Genomic DNA, 23,441 nt, shown 5'->3' on the forward strand with positions numbered 1-23,441 from the left:
CCCGGGGGACAGCCCCCGGACCCCCGGCCGGAGAACACCCCCGCACAGGCTGCCAGGAAGCGAGGAAATCCGTAGTGAGACTCACAGTGGTGGGCGGGGGTTCCACCTACACCCCCGAACTCGTCGACGGGTTCGCCCGGTTGCGGGAGAGCCTTCCCGTGGAGGAGCTCGTCCTGGTCGACCCGGCGGCCGACCGCCTCGACCTGGTGGGCGGCCTCGCCCGGCGCATCTTCGCCCGGCAGGGGCATCCCGGCCGGATCGTCACCACCGGTGACCTGGACGCGGGCGTCGAGGGCGCCGACGCCGTCCTGCTGCAACTGCGGGTCGGCGGACAGGCCGCGCGTCAGCAGGACGAGACGTGGCCGCTGGAGTGCGGCTGCGTCGGGCAGGAGACGACGGGCGCGGGCGGTCTCGCCAAGGCGCTGCGCACCGTGCCGGTGGTGCTGGACATCGCCGAGCGGGTCCGCCGGGCCAACCCGGACGCCTGGATCGTCGACTTCACCAACCCCGTCGGGATCGTCACGCGCGCGCTGCTCCAGGCCGGGCACAAGGCGGTCGGACTGTGCAACGTGGCGATCGGCCTGCAGCGGAAGTTCGCCGGGCTGCTCGGCGTGGCGCCCGCCGAGGTCCACCTGGACCACGTGGGCCTCAACCACCTCACCTGGGAGACGGGGGTGCGGCTCGGCGGCCCCGAGGGTGAGGACGTCCTGCCGCGGCTGCTCGCCGGGCACGGCGACACCGTCGCGGACGACCTGCGTCTGCCGCGCTCCCTGCTGGACCGGCTCGGCGTCGTCCCCTCGTACTACCTGCGCTACTTCTACGCGCACGACGAGGTGGTGCGCGAGCTGCGGACCAGGCCGTCGCGGGCGGCGGAGGTCGCGGAGATGGAGCGGCGGCTGCTGGAGATGTACGGCGACCCCGCGCTCGACGAGAAGCCCGCGCTGCTCGCCAAGAGGGGCGGCGCCTACTACTCCGAGGCCGCCGTGGACCTGGCCGCCTCGCTGCTCGGCGACGGCGGGAGCCCGTACCAGGTGGTGAACACCTACAACCGGGGCACACTGCCGTTCCTGCCGGACGACGCCGTCGTCGAGGTGCAGGCGGCGGTCGGCGCGAACGGGGCGACCCCGCTGCCCGTGGCGCCCGTCGACCCGCTGTACGCGGGGCTGATGGCCGCGGTGACGGCGTACGAGGACCTGGCCCTGGACGCCGCGCTGCGCGGCGGCCGTGACCGGGTGTTCCGCGCCCTGCTCGCCCACCCGCTGGTCGGCCAGTACGCGTACGCCGACGCCCTCACCGACCAGCTGGTCGCACACAACCGGGAGCACCTCGCGTGGGCGTGAGCGCACGAGTCCTCGCCATCGACGCGGGCAACAGCAAGACCGACGTCGCCGTCGTGGCCGCCGACGGGGAGATCGTCGCCACGGCGCGCGGCGGCGGGTTCCGGCCCCCCGTCGTGGGCGTCGGCACGGCCGTCGGCGCGCTCGCCGGCATCGTGGAGCGGGCGCTCGCCGAGGCGGGGGCCGGCTCGGTGGAGCACGTGTCGGCCTGTCTCGCCAACGCCGACCTGCCCGTGGAGGAGGAGCGGCTGGCGGCCGCCCTGCACGCGCGCGCGTGGGGCACGACGGTCGAGGTGCGCAACGACACCTTCGCCGTCCTGCGCGCCGGGATCGCCGAGCCGCGCGGGGTGGCCGTGGTGTGCGGCGCGGGCATCAACTGCGTCGGCATGAGGCCCGACGGGCGCACCGCCCGCTTCCCCGCCATCGGCCGGATCTCCGGCGACTGGGGCGGCGGCTGGGCGCTCGCGGAGGAGGCGCTGTGGCACGCGGCGCGCGCCGAGGACGGGCGGGGCGGTCCGACGGCGCTGGCCCGCACACTGCCCGCCCACTTCGGCCTCGGCTCGATGTACGCGCTGATCGAGGCGCTGCACCTGGAGCACATCGAGCACGGCCGGCGGCACGAGCTCACCCCGGTGCTGTTCGCGACCGCCGCGGACGGCGACCCGGTGGCCCGCGCGGTCGTCGACCGGCTCGCGGAGGAGGTGGTGGCCATGACGGCGGTCGCCCTGTCCCGGCTTGACCTGCTGGACGAGGAGGTCCCGGTGCTGCTCGGCGGCAGCGTCCTGGCCGCCGGTCACCGCCTGCTCGACGACCGGATACGGGACCTGCTCGCGCACCGGGCCCCCAAGGCGGCCCCGAGCGTGGTCCGCGCCCGGCCCGTCCTGGGCGCCGCGCTGCTGGGCCTGGACCGCGTGGGGGCCCCGGAGGAGGTCCACGCGCGCGTGCGGGCGTACTACGAGGGGGGCACGGCGGCCGGGACCGTCTGAGAGTGGCGGACGAAACCGTCTGAAGGCGGCGGCCGGAGCCGTCTGAGGGCGGCGGACGGCCCGGGAAGATTTCCGGGCACCGCGGGGAACGAATCGCCGGGCGACCTCCTCTGGTGGGTGTCGATCGTGCCGATCCCCACCGCAGGAGGCCCCATGTCCGACCACACGGCCCGGCGAACCGCCGTACCCACTACGCGGCGGCGAGCCACGGGCCGCACGGCGCGGCGGGCCGGTGCGCTCCTCGCCTCGGTGCTCACCGCCGACGCCCTCGCCCACCTGTACTGGACGACGGGTTACACCTGGCCCGCCGCCGACGACAGGAGCCTGTCGCACGCGGTGCTGGGCATGGAGGCGCCGTTCACCCCGCCGGTCCTCGTGCCGCTCGCCACGCTCCTGCTGACGGCGAGCGGCGTCGTCCTCGCCCAGTCCCGGCGCCCGCACCGGCTGCTGCGGCTCGGCACCCTCGCGGTGGCGTCCGGGCTGTCGCTGCGCGCGCTCGCCGGGGTCTGCTGGCTGTTCACCCGGGACACCGGATCCGCCTTCTACCGGCTCAACCTGGGCCTGTACACGCCGCTGTGCGTGGTGCTGTGCGCGGCCGCCCTCCAGGTCGCGGGCCGGCCGGACGCCGCCGGGAAGGCTGACGCACCGGGCCGGACGGGCGGATCCCGCCGGGAAGATGGCGTACGTGTCCGATGAGAACGACGCGGCGACGGTCCGCCGGGTGCGCGCGGCGCAGCGCGGCGACACCCTCGCCATGGCCGAGCTGCTGGACGAACTGGCCCCGTACGTGGGGCGCGTGTGCGGAGCCATCGCGCTGGACCAGGGGCCGGACGCGGCCCAGGAGGCGCTGGTGGCGGTGTTCCGTTCGCTGCGTTCGCTGAGGAACCCGGCCGCCCTGCGGGGCTGGGTCCGCGCCATCGCGGTGCGCGAGGCGGTCCGCACGGCCCGGCGCGACGCGCGCGCGGTCCCCGCCGACCTGAGCACCCTGCCGTCGCGCGGCGATCCCCAGCTCGCCGCCGACATCAGGGACGTACTGGACCGGCTCTCGCCCGAACACCGGGCCGTACTGGTGCTGCGCGACGTGGAGTGCCTGGACGAGCGGACCGCGGCCGAACTGCTCGACCTGCGGGTCGGCACCGTCAAGTCCCGGCTGCACCGGGCGCGCGACACCTTCCGGAAGGCGTGGACCTCATGACCCCTGACGACACCGGCGGCTGGCCCGCCGCCGAGCTGGACCCGGTGCGGCGGCTGCGGGTGCTCGCCGCCGGCATCCCCGGCGCACACGTCACGGAGGGCCGGGTGGACGCCCCGTACGCGCGCGTGGCGGCTCTGCTGGGCGATCTGGAGGGCGACTTCGGGCGGATAGTGCCCGACATGGAAGGGCTGCGGGTGGTGCGGCGCGAGGGCGTCCGGGTGGAGGCGCTGGCCCGCAGCCGGTACGGGATGCGGGCGCGGCTGCGCGGGGAGCAGCGGCCCGGCTGGTGCTGGATGCAGAGCCGGTTCCTGCTGCTCGGCGCCGCGGCGGCGCCGGACGGCGACGACGGCACCCGGGTGGCGTTCACCGGCGGGGTGCGGGTGCCGGGGCGCGCCGCGCTGGTGCCGTTGGGTGTGCGCCGCGAGGGCGAGCGCAGCCTGCGCCGGCTGAACGGGCTGCTGCGGACGGGGGGATGAGCGCAGGGACGGTGAACGGCGGGGTGGCGGGGCGGCGCGGCGGGCCCGCGCGGCGGCAGGGCGGCAGGGAGGCGGGCGGCGGGAACCGATCGGTCGTGGAACGCGTGTTCCTGCGTGGGGGCGCTCTCGCGCACGGCGGCGCTCCCGCGCCCGCGGGACGTGCGCGTGGGGGCGTCCCGGGGGCATCGGGGGTGCCGTCGACGCGTCCGGTGTGCTGCAATCCGAACAAGATCCAGTCAAGACCTGTGCGGATGTCAGTCCCGGCGGCGATACTTGCGGCCGTACACCTCTGCCCGCGCTCCGGCGCACCGGGACAGGGGCGGGGGAGGCGACCGACGGACGACCTGGGGGAGGTCACGTGACACACCCGCCGCGGGGCGGCACCGCGCCACCGGCGCAGGCCGCGCCCACGCTGCCGGCCGTGCCGCCGCAGTCCGGACCGCCCTTCGCCGCCGCGCCGCCCACGGGCACGCCGTCGGCCGCTCCCGGTGACCCCTCCGGTGCCGCGCCGGGCGCGGCGCGCCGTACCGCCTGGGCCGAGGGCGTCGACCGGCTGCGGACCTCGGCGACGACGGAGCCGGGCCGCCTGCGGATCATCGGTGCCTTCCTCGCCCTGCTGGTCGTCGCCTTCGGCGCCGTCACCGCCTGGCAGATGACGGAGCGTTCGGCCGCCGCCGACGACGTGCTGCACAGCAGCCAGCCGCTGAGCGCGGGCGCGGCGGACATCTACCGTTCGCTCGCCGACGCCAACACGGCCGCGTCCAGCGGCTTCCTGGCGGGCGGCCAGGAGACGGCGTCCTCACGCGAGCGGTACGAGAGGGACATCAGGACCGCCGCCGAGAAGCTGATCACCGCCGCCTCCAACTCCGAGCCGGGCTCGCCCTCCGCGCGGACCATCTCCAAGCTGAACAAGCTGCTCCCGGAGTACAAGGGCCTGATCGAGCGGGCCCGCGCCAACAACCGGCAGGGTTTCCCGCTCGGCGGCGCCTACCTGCGCTACGCGAACGAGAAGATGCAGCGGGAGATGCTCCCGGCCGCCGAGGACCTGTACACCAGGGAGAACCAGCGGCTGCGCTCCGACTACGCGGACGCGACGCCCTACCCGTGGGCGGCGATCGGTCTCGGCGTCCTCGCGCTCGGCGCGCTCGCCTGGACCCAGCACCGCAACTACCGGCGCACCAACCGGGTGCTCAACCACGGACTGGTCGCCGCCACGGCCGCCTCCACCGTGGTTCTGCTCTGGCTCGTCGTCGGGCACGGTGTCGCCCGCGCCGAGCTCGACTCCTCCTACGACCACGGCGTCCGCTCCCTGAACGTGCTGCACGACGCCCGTATCGCCTCGCTGAACGCCCGGGGCAACGAGAACCTGACGCTGGTCAGCCGGGGCGCCGAGACCAAGGAGCTGGCCGACGGCACGGTCGTGGACCTCTTCGACTACGACTTCCGCCAGGAGATGGACGACCTCACCGGCAAGCTCGCCGCCGCCCAGCGGCTCGCCGACGACGCGGCGGGCCGCGAGCCCGTGCGGACCGCGACGGCGAACATGAAGGTCTGGAAGTCCCGCCACAAGGAGGCCCGCGCCGCCGATGACGCGGGCAACTACCAGGGCGCCCTGGACAAGGTGATCGGCGCGAAGAGCGACGAGCCCACGCGCGAGTGCTTCGACGGCGTCGACACCAGCCTGAAGGCGGCGATCGCCCATGAGCAGGAGGAGTTCCACCAGGCGGCGAGCGACGGCCGGGACGCGATGACCGGCCTGCCGGTCGGCGCGGCGGCCCTCGCGGTGCTGGCGGCGGCGGCCGCGCTGCTCGGCGTCGGGCGCAGGCTTTCGGAGTACCGGTGAGAGGGGACGCGGTGAGGGGAGGAGCGGTGAACGGGCGGGCGTCGTACGGACGGACGCCGGAGCGGACGGCCCGCGCACGCGCGGCGACGACGGCACGACGCCTGCGGGCGAGCCTGAGGGGCTGGGGCGGCGTCGGCGCGATGGCCGTCGCCTGCGCTCTCACCGTGGTCTTCGCGCTGCTGGTGCCGCTCAGCGGCTCCCGCGGCGACGACGGCCCGGGCCGGGGCGGCCAGGGCGTGGCCCGGGGCACCCAGGCGAAGGCCGGGGAGTGCACGGACCCGCAGGACCGGAGCCTGTCGCCGGACGGCGGGGACGGTCCGACGATCGACGCCATCAAGGCCCGCTCGGGCAAGGACCGCCGGCTGGTCGTCGGCGTCGACCAGAACAGCTTCCGCTGGGGCTACCGCGACCCGAACAACACGGAGAGCGGCAGCGACCTGGAGGGCTTCGACATCGACCTCGCGCACCGGATCGCCGAGGAGGTGCTCGGCGACCCGGACGCCGTGCAGTTCCGCGCCATACCCACCAACCAGCGCATCCCCGCCATCCAGGGCGGCAAGGTCGACATGGTGGTGCGCACCATGACGATCACCTGCGACCGGCTGAAGGACGTCGCGTTCTCCGCGCCCTACTTCGAGACCGGCCAGCAGGTCCTCGCGCCGAAGACCTCGGACATCACCGGGTACGACACGTCGCTGGAGGGCCGGCGGATCTGCACGGCGGCGGGCTCCACCGCGCACGACAAGCTGGAGGCCGACCAGAAGGCCGGCCGGCTCGCCGCGTCCGTCGACATCTCCACGACCGTCCCCAACCAGCTCGACTGCCTGGTCCGCCTCCAGCTCGGCGAGGTCGACGCGGTGGTCACGGACGGCGCGCTCGCCGCGAGCCAGGCCGCCCAGGACCCGACGGTCGCGCTCAAGGGCAAGCCCTTCACGACCGAGTACTACGGAGTGGCGATGAAGAAGGGCTCCGACGACCTCGTACGCCGGGTCAACAAGGTCCTGGAGGACTACCGCAAGGACGGCTGGCAGGCTTCGTACGACAAGTGGCTGAAGCCGAATTTGAGGTCGGACTCGCCGTCGTCCGAGCCGCCCGCGGCCCACTACCGGTGAGCACGGCGGGCGGCCGCCGGGGCTGAGCGCCGCGAGCGGCCGGCACCGCGACCGAGCTGATACGACAGGAGAGTCACCCGGGCGCGCCGGACGCGCGCGGGGGACGACCGAGAGCGAGAGGTGATCGATGGGCGACACGGGAGCCGACGGACCGGTGATGGACCGGGACGAGGTGGACCGTGCGCTGGCGCGGCTCGGCGCGGAGCACGAGGCCATCGAGACCTCGCTGTTCGCCCTCCAGGACCACGCGGGCCGCAGACTCCTCGAAGGCGCCGAACTCACCGGCACGACCAAGGAGCGCTGGGCGGCCGCCGAGGCGTCCATCACGCTGCTGTGGGCGTACTTCGACGCCTACACGGACGCGCTGCGCTCCGCGCGCGAGATCCGTTCCCGCCGGCGCTTCTCGAGCCGGGAGGACCTGGCCGCGCTGACCGAGCTGCTGCGCGGCGAGTGCGTCACGGTCGCGGGCAGCGCGACGGCCACGGCGAACGCCCCGACGCTCGCCGGCTCCGGCCGGCTCAGCGAGCGGTTCTCGCTGGCCGGGCTGGTGGACCGGATGAACGAGCTGTACGCGTCCTCGCTGGACATGGTCGTCGCCGCCGACGCGGTGTGGTCCGCGCTGCCCGCCCGGATCGATTTACTGGCCGCTGAGCTCCAGCGCACCCGGCAGCTCGCGCACTCCGTGGGCGTGCGCCCCGGCGAGCACCCCTCGGGCGACGACCTGGAGCGCATCACCCGGACACTGACGGTCCTGCGGGAGCGGGTGGTCTCCGACCCGCTGGCGTACTGGACGCCCGCGCGCGGCAGTTCGGCGCCCGGCGGCGGACGCCCGGACACGACGGCGTACGACCGCGAGGCGCGCGCCCTGGAGGACGTGCGCCGGGAGATCGACGCGGTGCTGACCGTCCGCCAGGACGCGGAGGCCCGGCTGCTGCGGCTGCGGGACGTGCTCTCGCGCGCCGACCGCACGCTCGCCGAGGCCCGCAGCGCCCGCGGCGAGGTACTGGCGAAGATCGCCGCGTCCGAGGTGCCCGCGGTGAGCGGCCCTCCGACGGCGCTGCAGGAGCAGCTGGCCGCGGCGTCCGAGTACCGCAGGCACGCGCAGTGGCACCGGCTGTCGCCGCTCCTTGAGTCGCTGGAGGAGAAGGCGGAGGACGAACTGCTGCGGGCCCGTGAGTCGTTGACGGCGGTCACCGCGCCGCTGGCGGTCCGCGCCGAGCTGCGCGGCCGGCTCGACGCGTACAAGGCGAAGGTGGCCCGGCACGGGCTCGCGGAGGACCCGTTCCTCATCGAGCGGTACGACGCGGCGCGCCGGATGCTGTGGAGCGCGCCCTGCGATCTGCGGGTCGCCGAGGAGGCGGTGCTCCGCTACCAGCGGGCCGCCGCGGAGCAGTTGAGCCCGCGCGTGCCCGAGCAGGGCGGGCTCGCCGACCGGAGGGGACCCTCGCCCTCGTCGAGTGACCGAGGTGATGCGGTGTGAGTGAGCAGTCCGTGAACCAGCCGCCGGCGGGCCGGGCGCCCGCCGGGCCGCGGCCGTGCCAGCGGCCCGGCTGCGGCGGCTCCTACGAGGACGTGGGCGGCGGCGAGCTGTACTGCGACACGTGCGGTCTGGCACCGGTCGTGTCGTCGCGGGGCATGGTCGGCTCGCCGGCCACCGGGATCACCGGCGGCGGGGACTCGCGGGGCTCCGGGAGCTCCCGCGCGGCGTCGCGCTCGCAGCGCTCGTCGCGTTCCTCCCGGTCCTCGCAGTCGCGGCGCTCGGTGTCGGGACGCCTCTCGCGCTCGCTGTCGGGCGGCGTCAGCGGCCGCTCGGTGTCCGTGCGCAGCTCGGGTTCGAGCACCGGGTCGTCGGGGCGCGGCCGCCTCGGTGCCGGTCTGGTGCTGGTCCCTGACGTACCGCGGCCTGACCCGCGCGCCATGGTGCAGGAGAACCCGGAGGTCCCCGAGCGCAAACGGTTCTGTTCGCGTTCCGACTGCGGGGCGCCGGTGGGGCGGGCGCGCGGCGAACGGGGCGGACGCACCGAGGGGTTCTGCACGAAGTGCGGCCACCCGTACTCGTTCGTGCCGAAGCTGCACCCCGGAGACATCGTGCACGGCCAGTACGAGGTCGTGGGCTGTCTGGCGCACGGCGGGCTCGGCTGGGTGTACCTCGCCGTCGACCGCGCCGTGTCGGACCGCTGGGTGGTCCTCAAGGGCCTGCTCGACACGGGCGACCAGGACGCCATGGCGGCGGCGATCTCCGAGCGCCGCTTCCTCGCCGAGATCGAGCACGCCAACATCGTGCGCATCTACAACTTCGTCGAGCACCTCGACCAGCGGACGGGGTCGCTGGACGGGTACATCGTCATGGAGTACGTCGGCGGCAAGTCCCTCAAGGAGATCGCCAACGGCCGCCGCACACCGGACGGGAAGCGCGACCCGCTGCCCGTGGAGCAGGCCTGCGCGTACGGCATCGAGGCTCTGGAGGCCCTCGGCCACCTGCACAGCCGCAACCTGCTGTACTGCGACTTCAAGGTCGACAACGCGATCCAGACCGAGGACCAGCTCAAGCTGATCGACATGGGCGCGGTGCGCAGGATGGACGACGACGAGTCGGCCATCTACGGCACGGTCGGCTACCAGGCGCCCGAAGTCGCGGACATCGGCCCGTCCGTCGCCTCCGACCTGTACACGGTGGCCCGTACCCTCGCCGTCCTCACCTTCGACTTCCAGGGCTACACGAACGTCTTCGTGGACTCCCTGCCCGACCCGGACACCATCGACGTCTTCCGCCGCTACGAGTCCTTCTACCGGCTCCTCGTTCGCGCCACCGACCCCGATCCGGCCCGCCGGTTCGCGTCGGCGCAGGAGATGGCCGAGCAGTTGACGGGTGTCCTGCGCGAGGTCGTGGCGCTGCAGACGGGCCGCCCCCGCCCGGCCCTCTCCACCCTGTTCGGACCCGAACTGAAGGTGGTCGACACCGAGTTGTTCGGCCGGCTGGAGGGCGACGTGTCGCGGCTCGGCGGCCGCCGGGTCACGGGACGCCGGGCCGTACCGGCACGGGCCGCGGGCGCCGCCGTACCGGCACAGGCCGCGGGTGCCGCCGGCCCGGTGCCGCCGGGGCCCGGCCCCGGTCTGGTCAAGCCCGTGCAGGCCGCCGCCACCTCGCTCGCGCTGCCGGTCCCCCGGGTCGACCCCGCCGACCCCAACGCCGGGTTCCTGGCGGGTCTGGTGACGTCCGCGCCCGCGGAGCTGATCGCGGCGCTCGCGGCGGCCCCCACCGAGTCGGCGGAGACGCGGCTGCGCCGGATCAGGGCGCGGCTGGAGAGCGGCGACACGCGCACCGCCCTCGACGCCCTGGCGGGCCTGGAGGCGGAGCGGCCCGACGACTGGCGGGTGGTCTGGTACCGGGGACTGGCGTCCCTGGTGACGGGCGACCAGGAGCAGGCCGCGCTGTCCTTCGACGCGCTCTACGACGCCTTCCCCGGCGAGCCCGCTCCCAAGCTGGCCCTCGGGCTGTGCGCCGAGGTGCTGGGACAGCTGGACAACGCCGCCGAGTACTACCGCCTGGTGTGGGCGACCGACCCCAGCTATGTCAGCTCGGCGTTCGGCCTGGCCCGCGTCCAGCTGGCGGCGGGCGACCGGCGCGGAGCCGTGCGGACGCTGGAGTCCGTGCCGGAGTCGTCCATCCACTACACGGCGGCGCGGGTCGCGGCCGTACGGGCCCGGCTGCGGCAGCGGCTGGCCGAGGAGGCCGCCGCCGCGGCGTTCCTCGACGACCTGACCGCCGCCGCGGGCCAGGTCGAGGCCCTGGAGGGGTACGGACTCGACGCGGTCCGGCGCGAGCAGTTGTCCACAGAAGTCCTTGGCTCCGCGCTGGACTGGGTACTCTCCGGTAGCCAGGGTTCCGCCCCGCCTCCGGGCGGCGGACGGGTGCTGCTCGGCAGCGGCCTCGACGAGCGTGGACTCCGCTTCGGCCTGGAGCGCTCGTACCGGACACTGGCCCGTCTCGCGCAGCGGGGCGAGGAGAGGATCGACCTGGTGGAACGTGCCAACCGTTACCGCCCCCGGACGTGGGTGTAGTTGATGTCGCAGATGCCTCAGCCGACGGCTCTTTCGAGGTGCCCCAGTTGCGAGGAGCCCCTGGAGTCGGGTGATCGTTTCTGCGGTGCGTGCGGGTTCGACCTGTCGGCGGTGCCCGCACCGCCCGACGACACGCCCACGATCACCATGAACGGGACGGCGCCGCGCCCCGCGCCGGCGGCCGGGTCCGTGGACTGGCCCGTCGCCCCCGTGACCGACAGCTCGGACACGCCCGCGCCGGTGCACCGCTCGGCGGACGTCCCGGGCACCGACTCGGGCGGATCCGAACTCCCGCCGGAGCCCGGCCCGTCCGCGGGCGTGCGGTTCGACCGCCCCGCCGAGCCCGACGAGTACCCGCTGGCCGCGCCGCGGCCGGGTACCCCGGCGTCCGCCGCGCCGGAGCCGGGCGGCCGGGCGGAGGGCGCGCCGGACTCCCCCGCCGACCCGCGCGCCGCCGGCCTGCCCGTGCCGCCGCCCAACATCACGCTGTGCGTCGCCTGCCGTTCGGGCAGTGTCGACAGCGACGGTTACTGCGAGAACTGCGGGCACGCGCAGCCCCGGGAACGCGACCACATGGAGCAGGAGCTGAGCACCGTCGCGGCGGTCAGCGACCGCGGACTGCGCCACCACCGCAACGAGGACGCGTTCGCCGTCTCCTCGACCGCGCTGCCCGACGGCTCGCCCGCCGTCGTCGCGGTCGTCTGCGACGGCGTCTCCTCGGCCACCCGGCCCGACGAGGCGTCCCTCGCCGCGTCCCGCGCGGCGGGCGAGTCGCTGCTGGAGGCGCTGCCGCGCGGCACGCATCCGCAGCAGGCCATGCACGAGGCGATCGTCGCCGCCTCGCACGCCGTCAACTCCCTGGCCGGGGAGCCGGGTGAGGCCCGCGAGCACGCCCCCCAGCAGAACGCGCCGGCGTGCACCATCGTGGCGTCCGTCGTCACCCCCGCCCTGCTGGTCGTCGGCTGGATCGGCGACAGCCGCGCCTACTGGATCCCCGTCGACCGCTCCGCTCCCCCGGCCCGGCTCACCGAGGACGACTCGTGGGCCGCGCAGATGGTCGCCGCGGGCCTCATGAACGAGGCGGACGCGTACGCCGACGAGCGCGCCCACGCCATCACGGGCTGGCTCGGCGCGGACGCGTACGAACTGGAGCCGCACACCGCCTCGTTCAAGCCGGACGGGCCGGGCGTGGTGGTGGTCTGCACGGACGGACTGTGGAACTACGCCGAGTCCGCCGCGGAAATGGCCGAGATCGTCCCCCCCGACGCCGACCGGCGGCCGCTGCACAGCGCCCAGGTACTGGTCGGTCACGCCCTGGACGGCGGCGGCCACGACAACGTAACAGTGGCCGTCCTGCCGTTCCCGGCACCGCCGCAGGGGGCAGGATCGGCCTGAGGCCGCGCGACGGGACCGGCCTCGGACCGGAGGGGACCGGTCCGCACACAGTCGTCCCCGGCCCGCTGCGCCGAGACCGCGCGGGCACGGGGGCCTGAGGGGGAGCAGAGAAGGCATGGCCAATTTCTCGAAGTCGAACGTGCCGCAGTTCTCGGTCGACGTCTACCAGAACGAGTACCTGCCGGAGGGCGGCCGCGAGGTCAACGCCATCGTCACGGTGAGCGCCACCGGCGGCGGCACCGTCGGGAACGCGGTCGCCGCGCCGCACCTGTACGCGCCCGGGCAGGGCCCGGACGCGGCCGTCGCCGTCATGGTCGACTGCTCGGGGTCGATGGACTTCCCGCGGGCCAAGATGCGCGGCGCGCGGGAGGCGACGGCCGCGGCGATCGACAGCCTGCGCGACGGCGTCCACTTCGCGGTGATCGGCGGGACGCACGTCGGCAAGGAGGTCTATCCCGGCGGCGGCCGGCTCGCCGTCGCCGGCACGGCCACCCGTGAGCAGGCGAAGAAGGCGCTGCGCGGGCTGAGCGCGGGCGGCGGCACGGCGATCGGCACCTGGCTGCGGCTGGCCGACCGGCTGCTGTCCTCGGTGGACGTGCAGATCCGGCACGGCATCCTGCTCACCGACGGCCGCAACGAACACGAGTCGCCCGGTGACCTGAAGGCCGCCCTCGACTCCTGCGCGGGGCGTTTCACCTGTGACGCGCGGGGCGTCGGCACCGACTGGGAGGTCAAGGACGTCACCGCCATCGCCTCCGCGCTGCTCGGCACCGCCGACATCGTCGCCGACCCGGCCGCCCTGTCCGCCGACTTCACGCACATGATGGAGACGGCCATGGGCAAGGAGGTCGCCGACGTCGCCCTGCGGCTGTGGACGCCCGTGGGCACGGCCATCAGGTTCGTGAAGCAGGTGGCGCCCACAGTCGAGGAGCTGACGGACCGGCGCACCGAGGCGGGACCGCGCGCCGGTGACTACCCCACGGGGTCCTGGGGCGACGAGTCCCGCGACTACCACGTCTGCGTGGAGGTCCCGGCGGCCGGTATCGGCCAGGAGATGCTGGCCGCCCGGGTCTCGCTGGTCATCCCGCAGGGCGACGGCGGCCCCCAGGCCCTGCCGGGCGCCCAGGGGCTCGTACGGGCGGTGTGGACCGACGACATGACGGCCTCCACGTCGATCAATCCGCAGGTCGCGCACTACACGGGTCAGGCGGAACTGGCACAAGTCATCCAGCAGGGTCTCGATGCCCGTAAAGCGGGAGATGTCGACGGGGCGACCGCCAAGCTGGGCCGCGCGGTGCAGCTCGCCGGCGCCTCCGGAAACGCGGATACGGCGAAACTGCTCGCCAAGGTGGTGGACGTGGTCGACGCCGCTGCAGGTACTGTGCGATTGAAGGCGAAGGTCGAGGACGCCGACGAGATGACCCTCGAGACGCGGTCCACAAAGACTGTTCGTGTAAAGAAGTGACCTGACGCAGACGCGAGCCCGGTCCCCCGAGGGACCGGAGAACCCGGCCGCAGCGGCCGGACAGGAGAGGGGGAAGCGCCGACATGCCGACCTGCCCGAACGGACATCAGTCGGGTTCCGAGGACTGGTGCGAGGTCTGCGGTCACCGCATGGCCGGGGCCGTGCCCCCGCCCCCGCCGCCACCGCCCCCGGCCGGTTACGGCTACCCGGCGCCCGGCTCTCCGCCGCCCCCGCCGGGCGCGGGCGGACGCCCGCCCGGCCCCGGCCCGATGGGCGGCGGCGTGCCCGCCTCCGAGCCGGAGCTCTGCCCGCAGTGCCGTACGCCCCGTGAGGGCGGCGCGCCGTTCTGCGAGGAGTGCCGGTGGAACTTCCTGACGAACACGGCGACCTCGTACACCCCGGCCGCCCCGCGCCCGTCGTCGTCCGTGCCCGGGGGCCCGAACCCGGCGCTGCGGTTCCAGCAGCAGCCGGGACAGCCGGGCGGCCCCGGAGTGCCCGGCGGTGCTCCCGGTCCCGGTCCGGCGCATGATCCGTACGACTATCAGAGCTCGCGGCCGTCGCAGATGAACCGGCCGGCCGAGCCGATCCCGTCCGGCCCCTTCGGCGGCGACCCCTCGCGTCCGGTGCCTCCGCCGCCCGGCCCCCATCCCGGCGGCCACGGTGGTCACGGCGGCCCCGGTGGCCACGGGGGTCCCGGCGCACCGCAGGCGTTCACGCAGCAGCCGGCCCCGGCCGGGTACCCGCCGCAGGGCGGGCAGCGGCCCGGCGGTGACGACGACTGGGTGCTCTCCCCTCCGTCGCACGCCGCGGGCGGTCCCGGTGGCCCCGGTCCCGGCGGTCCGGGCGGCCCCGGCGCGGGTCAGGGCGGTTACGGCTTCCCGCAGCCCGGCGGCGGCCCGCAGGGGCCCGGCCCCGGCCTTCCGGGGCCGGCCTCCTGGTCGGCGACGATCGGTCCCGACCGCGACTACTTCCTGTCGATGATGCAGCGCTCGGGTCCGGAGGCCGCGGGTCTGAACCTGCCCGCGTACTCCCCCGAGCAGCAGCGCCCGCTCACCGGCAACCAGATCACGATCGGCCGCCGCCGCCACTCCACCGGCGACACCCCGGACATCGATCTGTCGGTGCCGCCGGAGGACCCGGGCGTCTCGCACCAGCACGCGGTCCTGGTCCAGCAGCCGGACGGCGGCTGGGCGGTCGTCGACCAGAACTCCACCAACGGGACCACGGTCAACGGCGGTGAGGAACCGATTCAGCCGTTCGTGCCGATACCGCTCCAGGACGGCGACCGGGTGCACGTCGGGGCGTGGACGACCATCACCGTGCACCGGGGCTGACGGCCACCACGCACCCGTAGCGGGACCGCCGCGGCCAGCGGGAACCGTGGGCGGCACCCCGGAGCGCGTTCCGCGTCAGGGCAGTGGCCAGGTGTGCGGCCCCTCGGGGTCGTCCAGCCACGCCCGGGCGCGGCCGTCGTGGACGGTCACCCCGTACCGCTCGCGCTCCGGCCGGTCCTCGCGCTCCCACAGCGCGTACGCCTCGCGCGGGGTGAGGCCGCCCTCGCTGAGGCCGAGCAGGAAGACGAACAGGTCGTGGTTCCTGGCCCGGCGCGGCATCTCCTCCAGTGACGGGGCCGGGAGCCCGGGCGCCGAGCCGCCGCCGCGCAGCGGCACGAAGTAGGCGGACGTGTGCAGGAAGCGGCCCTCGGCGTGACCGGCGTCCCGCACGTCGAGGGCCACCAGCCCGGTGGCCAGCGGGGTGAGGATCCGGGCGCCGGGCCGGCACTGGCCGAGCCAGGGCCGCGGGATCGACGGCAGCGCGCAGGTGGCGATGATCCGGTCGTAGGGGGCGTGCTCGGGACAGCCGCGCGCCCCGTCGCAGGTGACGACGGCGGGCCGGTGTCCGGCGGCGGCGAGGTGCCGCCGGGCGGACTCGGTGATCTCGGTGTCGAGGTCGACCGTGGTCACCAGGCCGTCGCCGAGCCGGTGGGCGAGCAGGGCCGCGTTGTAACCGGTCCCGGCGCCGATCTCCAGGACCGCGTCGCCGTCCCGTACCTCCAGCGCCGCCAGCATCCTCGCCATCAGCGACGGCTGGCTGCTGGAGGACACCAGTTCCCCGTCCTGCACCCGGGTCGCCAGCGGGGCGTCGGCGTAGGCTCCGCGCAGCCAGCGCTCGCGCCGGGCCGGGTCGGGGTGCTCGCCCCACAGCCGCTCGTAGCCGCCCGTCACGCCGACGTAGTAGTACGGGACGAACAGGTGCCGCGGGACCGCCTCGAACGCCTCGCGCCAGACCGGGTCGGTGTCCCAGGCGCCGCTCGCCTCGATCTCCCGCACCAGTTCCGCCCGCGCGGCGGTGGCGAGGGCGTCCGTCTCCTGGCCGCGAGCGTGCGTGCTCATGCCTCCACTGTGCTGCGGAACACGGCGCGAGGCGAACGCCCGTACCCGTGGAGTGCCGCGGCCCGCGCGGCGGGGGCGGCGGGCCGGGAGCGGAGGCCGCGGCGAGGGGGCGGCATCCCCCGCCCCCTCCTGGGAAGTCCTACGCCTCAAGTCCTCGGTCACGGCGTCTGAGACCATGGACGGCGTGAATGAGATTCGGCGCGGCACGCTTCAGGAGCAGTCCTTCTACGAGCAGGTCGGCGGCGAGGAGACCTTCCGGCGCCTCGTGCACCGCTTCTACGAGGGAGTCGCCGAGGACGCCTCGCTGCGGGCCATGTACCCCGAGGAGGACCTGGGCCCGGCCGAGGAGCGCCTCACGCTGTTCCTCATCCAGTACTGGGGCGGGCCGAACACGTACAGCCAGGAGCGCGGGCACCCCCGGCTGCGGATGCGGCACGTGCCGTTCGCCGTGGACAGGGCAGCGCACGACGCGTGGCTGAAGCACATGCGGGTCGCCGTCGACGAGCTCGGCCTCTCCGAGGAGCACGAGCACACCCTCTGGAACTACCTGACGTACGCGGCGGCGTCGATGGTGAACACGCCGGGCTGAGGCGCGCGTTCCGGTCTCCCGTCGCCGGAATCCGGTCACGATCCGGTCAAGCCCGCCGCCCGGGCGGTTACCCCGGCTCCCCGCCCTCTGACAGCATCGCTCCGAGATCAGGACCGGGGGCGTTCAACGGGCTGAGCGGGGGCCGAGTGACGGGGTTCGTGCTTCTTCGGGTGCGGGCGCACCGCCTGCTGCTCGCGGCGGCGCTGCTCACCGTCCTGCTGACCACGACGGTGCTCGCCACCCTCACCGCGTACTCCGGCGCGATCGGCGACGCGGCCCTGCGGCACGCCCTGCGGGAGCCCTCGAACGCCGCCGACACCGCTCTGATCGTCAAGGCCGACGTCGGCGAGGGGCAGCGCGAGGCCGCCGGAAGGGCCGTACGGGAAGGGGCGCGGCGGACCTTCGACGGGCTGCCGGTGACCGTGCGCACGCTGGTGCGCTCCGGCCCGTACGCCCTGCCCCGCTCCCCGAGGCCGTCCACCGGCCGGGCCTCCGGCGCGGCGGACGGCTCCGCTCCGGCGGGCGACGGTGCTCCCACCGACCCGGATCTCACGCACTTCGCCGCCCTGGACCGCACGCAGGTCCGGGTCACCGGCGGGCGGCTGCCCCGCGGCACCGCTCCCGGCAGCGGCGAGGACATCGAGGTGGCCCTGCCCGAGACCGCCGCGGGGCGCCTGGGGCTGCGGACGGGGACGCGCCTCGCCCTCGTCGACCGGCTCGGCGGACCCACCGTGCGCGTCCGGGTCACCGGCCTCTACCGGCCCGCCGACGTCACCGCGCCGTACTGGCGGCTGGACGATCTGCGCGGCCGGGGCGTCAGGAAGGTGGACTTCACGACGTACGGGCCCCTGCTCGCCGACCCCGCTGTCCTCGCCGGCGGCCGGGTGAGCGCCGGCACGTCCGGATGGCTCGCGTCCGCCGACTTCTCGACGCTGACGACCGGACGCATCGACAGCCTGCGGGACGCGGCGCGCGACGGTACGACGGCCCTGCACGCGTCCGCTCTGAGCGGCACGACGGCCGTGACGACCGACCTCCCCGGCGTCCTGGACCGCGTCCGGCGCGCCCTGCTCGTCTCCCGCTCGACCCTGCTGATCGTCGCCCTGCAACTCGTCCTGCTCGCCGGATACGCGCTCCTCCTGGTGGCCCGGCTGCTGAGTGCCGAACGGGCGGGCGAGACCCGGCTGTTGCGGGCGCGCGGCGGATCGCGGGGCCGGGTGGCGGGCCTGGCGGGCCTGGAGGCGCTGCTGCTCGCCGTGCCGGCGGCGCTCTGCGCGCCGCTGCTCGCCGGGCCGCTGACCGGGCTGCTGGCCGGGCAGGGCGCGCTGGCCCGGATCGGGCTGCGTCCGGACACCTCCGACGGGCGCGGCGCGGTGTGGCTGGTCGCGGCGGGCGTGGCCCTGGGGTGCGCGCTCGCGGTGACCCTTCCGGCGCTGACGTCCGGGTCCGGGGGCGGCGGGAGCGGAAGCGGCGCGGGCGGCCGCGGCGGGATCGGTACCGGCGGAAGCGGCGGCCGCGACGGAGACGGTACGGGTGGCCGGGGCCGGTCGCTGCCCGCCCCGGTGCGCGCGGGCGCGGACGTCGGTCTGCTGGTGATCGCGGCGGTGGCGTACTGGCAGCTGGACCGGCGGACGTCGGGGGCCGTCAGCACGGACGCCTCGGGGGCGCTCGGCGTCGACCCGCTGCTCGTCTCGGCGCCCGCGCTGGCGCTGCTCGCCGGGACCGTACTCACGCTGCGGCTGCTCCCGCCGGCCGCCCGGCTCGCCGAGCGCCGTGCCGCGGGCGGCAGCGGTCTGCCCGCCGCCCTCGCGGGATGGCAGCTCAGCCGCCGCCCGGCACGCGGCGCGGGTCCGGTGCTGCTGCTGGTCCTCGCCGTCGCCATGGGCACGCTCGCGATCGGCCAGGGCGCCTCCTGGGACCGCTCGCAGGACGACCAGGCCGACTTCGCGGCCGGTACGCCGGTGCGGGTGCTGACGGGCGGCGAGGACGGCCTCGGCCGGGCCGGGCTCTACGCGGCGGTCCCGGGGGTGCGCGGGGTCGCGCCCGCCGTCCGTACGACCCTGCCGCTGTCCGGCGACCGGACGGCGGACGTGCTGGCCCTGGACACGGAGCACGCCGCGGACGGGGTCCTGATGCGCGGCGACCTCGCGGGGAAGCCGGTGCGTCCGCTGCTGACCGGGCTCGGCGCGAGGACCGGGACGGCGGGCACCCGTCTGCCGAGAGGGACCGAGCGGCTGCGGGCGGCGCTGCGGATCCGCGACGACCTGGTGGACGAAGCGGGCGGCGGGGAGGCCGACGTCGTCGACGTGGACGTGACGCTCACCCTGGTGGACCGCTACGGCACGCCGTACCGGGTTGCGCTCGGCCACCTCCGCGCCGACGGCGGGACGCGCTCCATGGCCGTGGACCTCGCGGGCGGCGCCGAGGTGCCCGCCGAGCCGCTCACCCTGACCGGTCTGCGACTGGATCTGCCCCAGCCCGTGGAGCGGGCGCGGCAGCACCGTCTCTCGGTGGAGGAGCTGAGCGCGGTGGACGCGGACGGGAAGGAGCGGCGGCTGCCTCTGGCCGGCTCGTGGACGGCGTCGTCGCACACCGACGCCGCGTCCGCCGCGCCCGGCGACGGGGCCCGTCCGGGGAGGCCGAGCGTGCGGACCGGCGCCGGGAAGACCCTGACCGTCGCCTACGGCACCGGGTCCGTACCGCGTGACGCGGCGTGGCAGGCCGACTCGTTGACGGTCCGCGTCCAGGTGCCCCAGCCGAACGGGCCGTCGACGGCCGCGAAGCCGAACCGTGGCGCGAAGCCGTCCCCGTCGCCGGGAGCGGCCGGGTCGTCGGGGGCGGCCGGGCCGTCGAGGACGTCGGCCCCCGAGGTGACGGGCGTGGCGACCGGACGGTTCCTGGAGTCGGCGGGTGCGCGGAAGGGGCAGTGGGTGGACGTGGCGTTCGGCGGCTCGACCGTCGCGGTGCGGATCGTGGACAGCGTGCGGGCGCTGCCGACCACGGGCCGCACCGCCGACGGCGCCGGCGCGGGAAGCGGCGGGCAGGGCGCGCGGCAGGCGGCCGGGGACGGCGGGGCGCTCCTGGTCGATCTGCCGTCCGTGAACCGGGTGCTGGAGGCCCGCTACGGCGAGAGCGTGCTGCCCACCGAGTGGTGGCTCGACACCCGCGCGGGCGATGCCGCGCGCGTGGCCGCGGCCCTGCGCGCGCGGCCCGACGTGGAACCGTCGCAGGTCCTGGTGCGCGACGAGATCGCGGACCGGCTGCGGGACGACCCGTTCGGGGCGGGCCCCCAGGCCGCGTTCGCGGCGGCGGCCCTGGTGGCGGCGGCGCTGGCGGCCGTCGGCTTCGCGGTGAGCGTGGCCGGTTCGCTGCGGGAACGCGGCGCCGAGTTCGCGGTGCTGCGGGCCCTGGGCGCCCCGCGCCGCCTGCTGGCCCGGATGATCGCCGCCGAGCACGGCGTCCTGGTGGCGCTGGCACTGCTGGTGGGCCTGGCCCTCGGCACGGTACTGACCAGGGCGGTCGTCCCGCTGATCGTGCTGACCCCGCAGGCCGCCCAGCCCGTTCCGGCGGTACTGGTCGAGCTGCCCCTCGCCCAGGTCGCCGCGCTGCTGGCCGCGGTGGCGCTGGCCCCTCTCGTCGTCACCGCCTGTCTCGCCCTGCGCCGCCCCGAGGCGGCGGCCTCCCTCCGCTACCAGGGGAGTGAGTGACATGCCCCCCGAGCCGTCTCCGCCCGCCGGGACACCGCAGCCTGTCGAGTCCCCTACGTCCCAGGAGTCCCACACCTCCCCCGCCCCTCCCGCGTCCCCCAGGCCCCTGACGGCCCCGCCTCTCGTGGCCCCCTGGGTCCGGACCCGGCTGCGTGCCGCTCCCGGCGCCGCCGTGGCCCTGGCCCTGCTCGTCGCGCTGACCGCCGCGCTCGCCGCCGCCTTCCCCCGCGCGGTCGACCGGTACGAGGACGCGGGCCTGCGCGACGCGGTCGCGGCGGGCACCCCCCGGCGGACCACCGTGCAGATCTGGGCCCAGCAGCCCGCCGTGGAACTCTCCCCGCGGCAGCGGGAGGAGGCGCTGGGCGCCGAGACCCTGCGGCGGCAGTACGCGCAGGTCCTGGCGAGCGCCGAGTGGCCGCTCGTCGCCGACCGCGACCAGTCCTCGTACGGCGTCCGCACCGCCACGCCGCAGGCGGTGCCCGACCGCTGGCTGCCGAGGCCCAGCGGTCTGCCCGCCCGCGTGGCGCTCGCCGCCCAGCAGGGGCTCGCCCGGCACGCCCGGCTGCGGGAGGGCCGCTTCCCGCGCGCCGACGGCACGGTCACCGCGCGGACCCGCGAGGTGGAGGCCGTGGTCACCGCCGAGACGGCCGAGCACCTGCGGATCACCACCGGTGCGGTGATCCACGTGCCGGGCGTGGAACGCTCCCCGCTGGCCGTACGGATCACGGGCATCGTCGTCCCCCGCGTGCCCGGGGGCGCCTACTGGGCGACCCAGCCGCTGCTGCGCACACCCGCGCTGATCAGGTTGCCCGGACCGGACGCGGACACCTACTGGCTGGGCGCGCTGCTGCTGGCCCCGGACGCGGCTCCGGCCATGCTGGGCACGGCCGGCAACCCGTGGCGCTACTGGGACCTGGCGCCCGACGTCTCCGTCCTCACCGCGCACGGCCTGCCCCGGCTGCGCTCCGCCGTCGCCGCGCTGGAGTCGGGACCGGGCCTGGAGCGGGTGCGCCGGTACACCGATCCGCAGGCCGAGGCGGACACGGACCTCGACGACGTGGTGGCCTCGTACGAGCGGCTGCGGTCCGGCATCGGTCCGCTGGTCGCGGTCGCCGCCTTCGGCACCGCCACCGTCGCGGCCGTCGTCCTGCTGATGGCGGGCGGCCTCGGCGCCGGCCGCCGCCACCCCGAACTCGCCCTGCTGCGCGCCCGCGGCGGCTCCCTGCCCGGCATCGCGGGACGGCTGCTCGCCGAGACGGCGGTGGTCGCCGTCCCCGCCGGGGCGGCCGGCCTCGGATGCGCGCTGCTCGCCGTCCCCGCCGGCCGCACGTCCCGGGCGGTCCTCGCCGCCGTGGTGGTCACGCTGCTCGCCTGCGCCGCGCTGCCCGTCCGGGCGGCGGTCGCGCACCGTGCCGTCCGCGTGCACGGCGCCCGCGAGGACCTCGCCTCCGCACGCCCGTCACGCCGCCGCACGGTCGCCGAGCTGACCCTGCTGGTGCTGGCCTCGGGGGCGGTGTTCGCGCTGCGCAGGAGCGGCACGACCGGGGACGCGGACGGGCCGGGCGGTGCCCTCGTGTCGGCGGCGCCCGTGCTGGTCGGAGTGATCGCCGCCCTGGTCCTGGTCCGGCTGTACCCGCTGCCGCTGCGCGCGCTGGCGCGGCCGGCCGGCCGGCTGCGCGGCGTCGTGGGCCCGCTGTCCCTGGCCCGCGCGGCCCGTACCTCCGTCTCCGCGGTGCTGCCCCTGCTGGCCCTGCTCACCGCCCTCACCACGGCGGCCTTCGGCGGCTGTGTCCTCGCCGGGATCGCGGACGCCCGGGACCACGCGGCCCTCCTCGCCACGGGCGCGGACGCCCGGATCGAGGCGACGCGGCCGCTTCCGGCGTCACTGCCCGGACGGATCGGCTCGGCTCCGGGCGTGCGGGAGGCCCTGCCCGTGAGCATCGCCTACCAGGCGAAGCCGGACGACGGGACGCGCACCGTCCCCCTCGCGGGCGTCGAACCGCATGCCTACGCGGACCTCGCCCGGCGCACCGGCCTCGGCGCCTTCCCGGAGCACGCCCTGCGCCCGCACGGCACGGGCTCCGGGGCCCGCGCCGGTTCCCGCGCCTCACCGCTGCCCGCGCTCGCGTCCCCGGCCGTCGCCGACCTGTACGGGCGGCGCCCGTTCACCGTGCGGATGGAGGACGGCAGCCATGTGACCGTACGGATCGACCTCGTCCGGTCGCTGACACCGGCCCTGCCCGGCAGCGACTTCCTCGTCGTCGACCGGAGCGGCCTCGGCACCCGCCCGGCCCGTCCGACGGCGCTGCTGATCACCGGGGAGCACCTGGACGGCGCCGCCCTGCGCGCCGCGGCGGACGGCGCGGCCGTACGGCTGAGGTCCGGGACACGGGCCGCGTACGTCGACTCGCCCCTGCAGTCCGGCGCCGAGCGGATCTACGCGGCGGCGGTCGTGGCGGGCGCCGGGTACGCCGCGCTGGCGCTGCTGCTGGCCCTGGTGCGGGCCGCCCCCGAGCGGGCCGCGCTGCTGGCCCGGCTGCGCACGATGGGCCTGACCCGGCGCCAGGGCCGCGGCCTGCTCGTGCTGGAGGCGCTGCCCCAGGCCCTGCTCGCGGCGGCCGGCGGCACCCTCACCGGCTGGGCGGCCGTCCGGCTGCTCTCCCCCGGGATCGACCTCACCGCGGTCGCCCTGGCCGCGGCGGACGCGACCCCGGCGGACGGCGCCCGGCTGCGCGCGGACGCCCTGTCCCTGCTGGTGCCCGCCGGGTCGGTGCTGCTCCTCGCCGTGGGCGTCGCGGTGGCGCAGGCCTGGTGGACGGGGCGGCGGCGCTCGGTGACGGAACTCAGGGCGGGCGACACACGGTGAGCGACAGGACACCCG

16 protein-coding genes are annotated in these 23,441 nt (G+C 76.0%); 15 read left to right on the top strand and 1 reads right to left on the bottom strand.

Features of this window, described 5'->3' with window-relative positions; all coding sequences use genetic code 11:
* Nucleotides 1-74 precede the first annotated feature (74 nt).
* From ACFY93_RS09025 to ACFY93_RS09080, 12 genes are all read left to right on the top strand, one after another.
* Nucleotides 75-1,340 carry a 6-phospho-beta-glucosidase gene (locus ACFY93_RS09025; protein ID WP_391355128.1) on the top strand — a complete coding sequence of 422 codons (1,266 nt, stop codon included), beginning with the start codon at nucleotides 75-77 and terminating at the stop codon, nucleotides 1,338-1,340.
* Nucleotides 1,331-2,323 (top strand): BadF/BadG/BcrA/BcrD ATPase family protein, encoded by a 993-nt coding sequence (locus ACFY93_RS09030; RefSeq protein WP_391355131.1) that lies wholly within the window; start codon nucleotides 1,331-1,333, stop codon nucleotides 2,321-2,323. Before ACFY93_RS09025 ends, ACFY93_RS09030 begins: the two co-directional genes overlap by 10 nt.
* A gap of 153 nt (nucleotides 2,324-2,476) precedes the next feature.
* Entirely contained in the window at nucleotides 2,477-3,019 is a 543-nt protein-coding gene (locus ACFY93_RS09035) for a DUF3995 domain-containing protein (RefSeq protein ID WP_391355133.1), read from the top strand.
* The gene (locus tag ACFY93_RS09040; RefSeq protein ID WP_391355135.1) at nucleotides 3,000-3,518 is read left to right on the top strand and encodes a sigma-70 family RNA polymerase sigma factor; all 519 of its coding nucleotides are present in this window, start codon (nucleotides 3,000-3,002) and stop codon (nucleotides 3,516-3,518) included. The genes ACFY93_RS09035 and ACFY93_RS09040 overlap by 20 nt, the downstream gene beginning before the upstream one ends.
* On the top strand, nucleotides 3,515-3,994 hold the full coding sequence (locus ACFY93_RS09045) for a hypothetical protein (protein ID WP_391355137.1): 480 nt from the start codon (nucleotides 3,515-3,517) through the stop codon (nucleotides 3,992-3,994). The genes ACFY93_RS09040 and ACFY93_RS09045 overlap by 4 nt, the downstream gene beginning before the upstream one ends.
* Before the next feature lie 358 nt (nucleotides 3,995-4,352).
* Nucleotides 4,353-5,837 carry a hypothetical protein gene (locus tag ACFY93_RS09050; RefSeq protein ID WP_391355140.1) on the top strand — a complete coding sequence of 495 codons (1,485 nt, stop codon included), beginning with the start codon at nucleotides 4,353-4,355 and terminating at the stop codon, nucleotides 5,835-5,837.
* Between the two features lie 140 nt (nucleotides 5,838-5,977).
* Nucleotides 5,978-6,949, top strand: coding sequence for a transporter substrate-binding domain-containing protein (locus ACFY93_RS09055; RefSeq protein WP_391355492.1), 972 nt, complete (start codon nucleotides 5,978-5,980; stop codon nucleotides 6,947-6,949).
* 127 nt (nucleotides 6,950-7,076) lie between these two features.
* Nucleotides 7,077-8,429 carry a hypothetical protein gene (locus ACFY93_RS09060; RefSeq protein WP_391355143.1) on the top strand — a complete coding sequence of 451 codons (1,353 nt, stop codon included), beginning with the start codon at nucleotides 7,077-7,079 and terminating at the stop codon, nucleotides 8,427-8,429.
* 11 nt (nucleotides 8,430-8,440) lie between these two features.
* The gene (locus ACFY93_RS09065; protein ID WP_391355495.1) at nucleotides 8,441-11,011 is read left to right on the top strand and encodes a tetratricopeptide repeat protein; all 2,571 of its coding nucleotides are present in this window, start codon (nucleotides 8,441-8,443) and stop codon (nucleotides 11,009-11,011) included.
* Nucleotides 11,012-12,406, top strand: coding sequence for a protein phosphatase 2C domain-containing protein (locus tag ACFY93_RS09070; protein WP_391355145.1), 1,395 nt, complete (start codon nucleotides 11,012-11,014; stop codon nucleotides 12,404-12,406).
* Nucleotides 12,407-12,521: 115 nt separating this feature from the next.
* Complete coding sequence (locus ACFY93_RS09075) at nucleotides 12,522-13,871, top strand: hypothetical protein (protein ID WP_391355148.1); 1,350 nt, start codon at nucleotides 12,522-12,524, stop codon at nucleotides 13,869-13,871.
* An 83-nt stretch (nucleotides 13,872-13,954) separates the two neighbouring features.
* Nucleotides 13,955-15,205: an FHA domain-containing protein gene (locus ACFY93_RS09080; RefSeq protein WP_391355150.1), complete on the top strand. Its 1,251-nt coding sequence runs from the start codon at nucleotides 13,955-13,957 to the stop codon at nucleotides 15,203-15,205.
* Between the two features lie 75 nt (nucleotides 15,206-15,280).
* On the opposite strand, the gene ACFY93_RS09085 is transcribed toward ACFY93_RS09080, so the two are convergent.
* The gene (locus tag ACFY93_RS09085; protein ID WP_391355153.1) at nucleotides 15,281-16,264 is read right to left on the bottom strand and encodes a methyltransferase domain-containing protein; all 984 of its coding nucleotides are present in this window, start codon (nucleotides 16,262-16,264) and stop codon (nucleotides 15,281-15,283) included.
* 175 nt (nucleotides 16,265-16,439) lie between these two features.
* Here ACFY93_RS09085 and ACFY93_RS09090 point away from each other — a divergent pair, with 175 nt between their 5' ends.
* The 3 genes from ACFY93_RS09090 to ACFY93_RS09100 all read left to right on the top strand — a co-directional run bounded on the left by ACFY93_RS09090 (nucleotide 16,440) and on the right by ACFY93_RS09100 (nucleotide 23,426).
* Nucleotides 16,440-16,853: a globin gene (locus tag ACFY93_RS09090; RefSeq protein WP_391355155.1), complete on the top strand. Its 414-nt coding sequence runs from the start codon at nucleotides 16,440-16,442 to the stop codon at nucleotides 16,851-16,853.
* A gap of 158 nt (nucleotides 16,854-17,011) precedes the next feature.
* Nucleotides 17,012-20,560: an FtsX-like permease family protein gene (locus ACFY93_RS09095; protein ID WP_391355157.1), complete on the top strand. Its 3,549-nt coding sequence runs from the start codon at nucleotides 17,012-17,014 to the stop codon at nucleotides 20,558-20,560.
* Between the two features lie 124 nt (nucleotides 20,561-20,684).
* Entirely contained in the window at nucleotides 20,685-23,426 is a 2,742-nt protein-coding gene (locus ACFY93_RS09100; RefSeq protein ID WP_391355159.1) for an FtsX-like permease family protein, read from the top strand.
* The last annotated feature ends 15 nt before the right edge of the window (nucleotides 23,427-23,441 follow it).

It is taken from the genome of Streptomyces sp. NPDC008313 (assembly GCF_042956125.1).
Classification (GTDB): Bacteria; Actinomycetota; Actinomycetes; order Streptomycetales; family Streptomycetaceae; genus Streptomyces.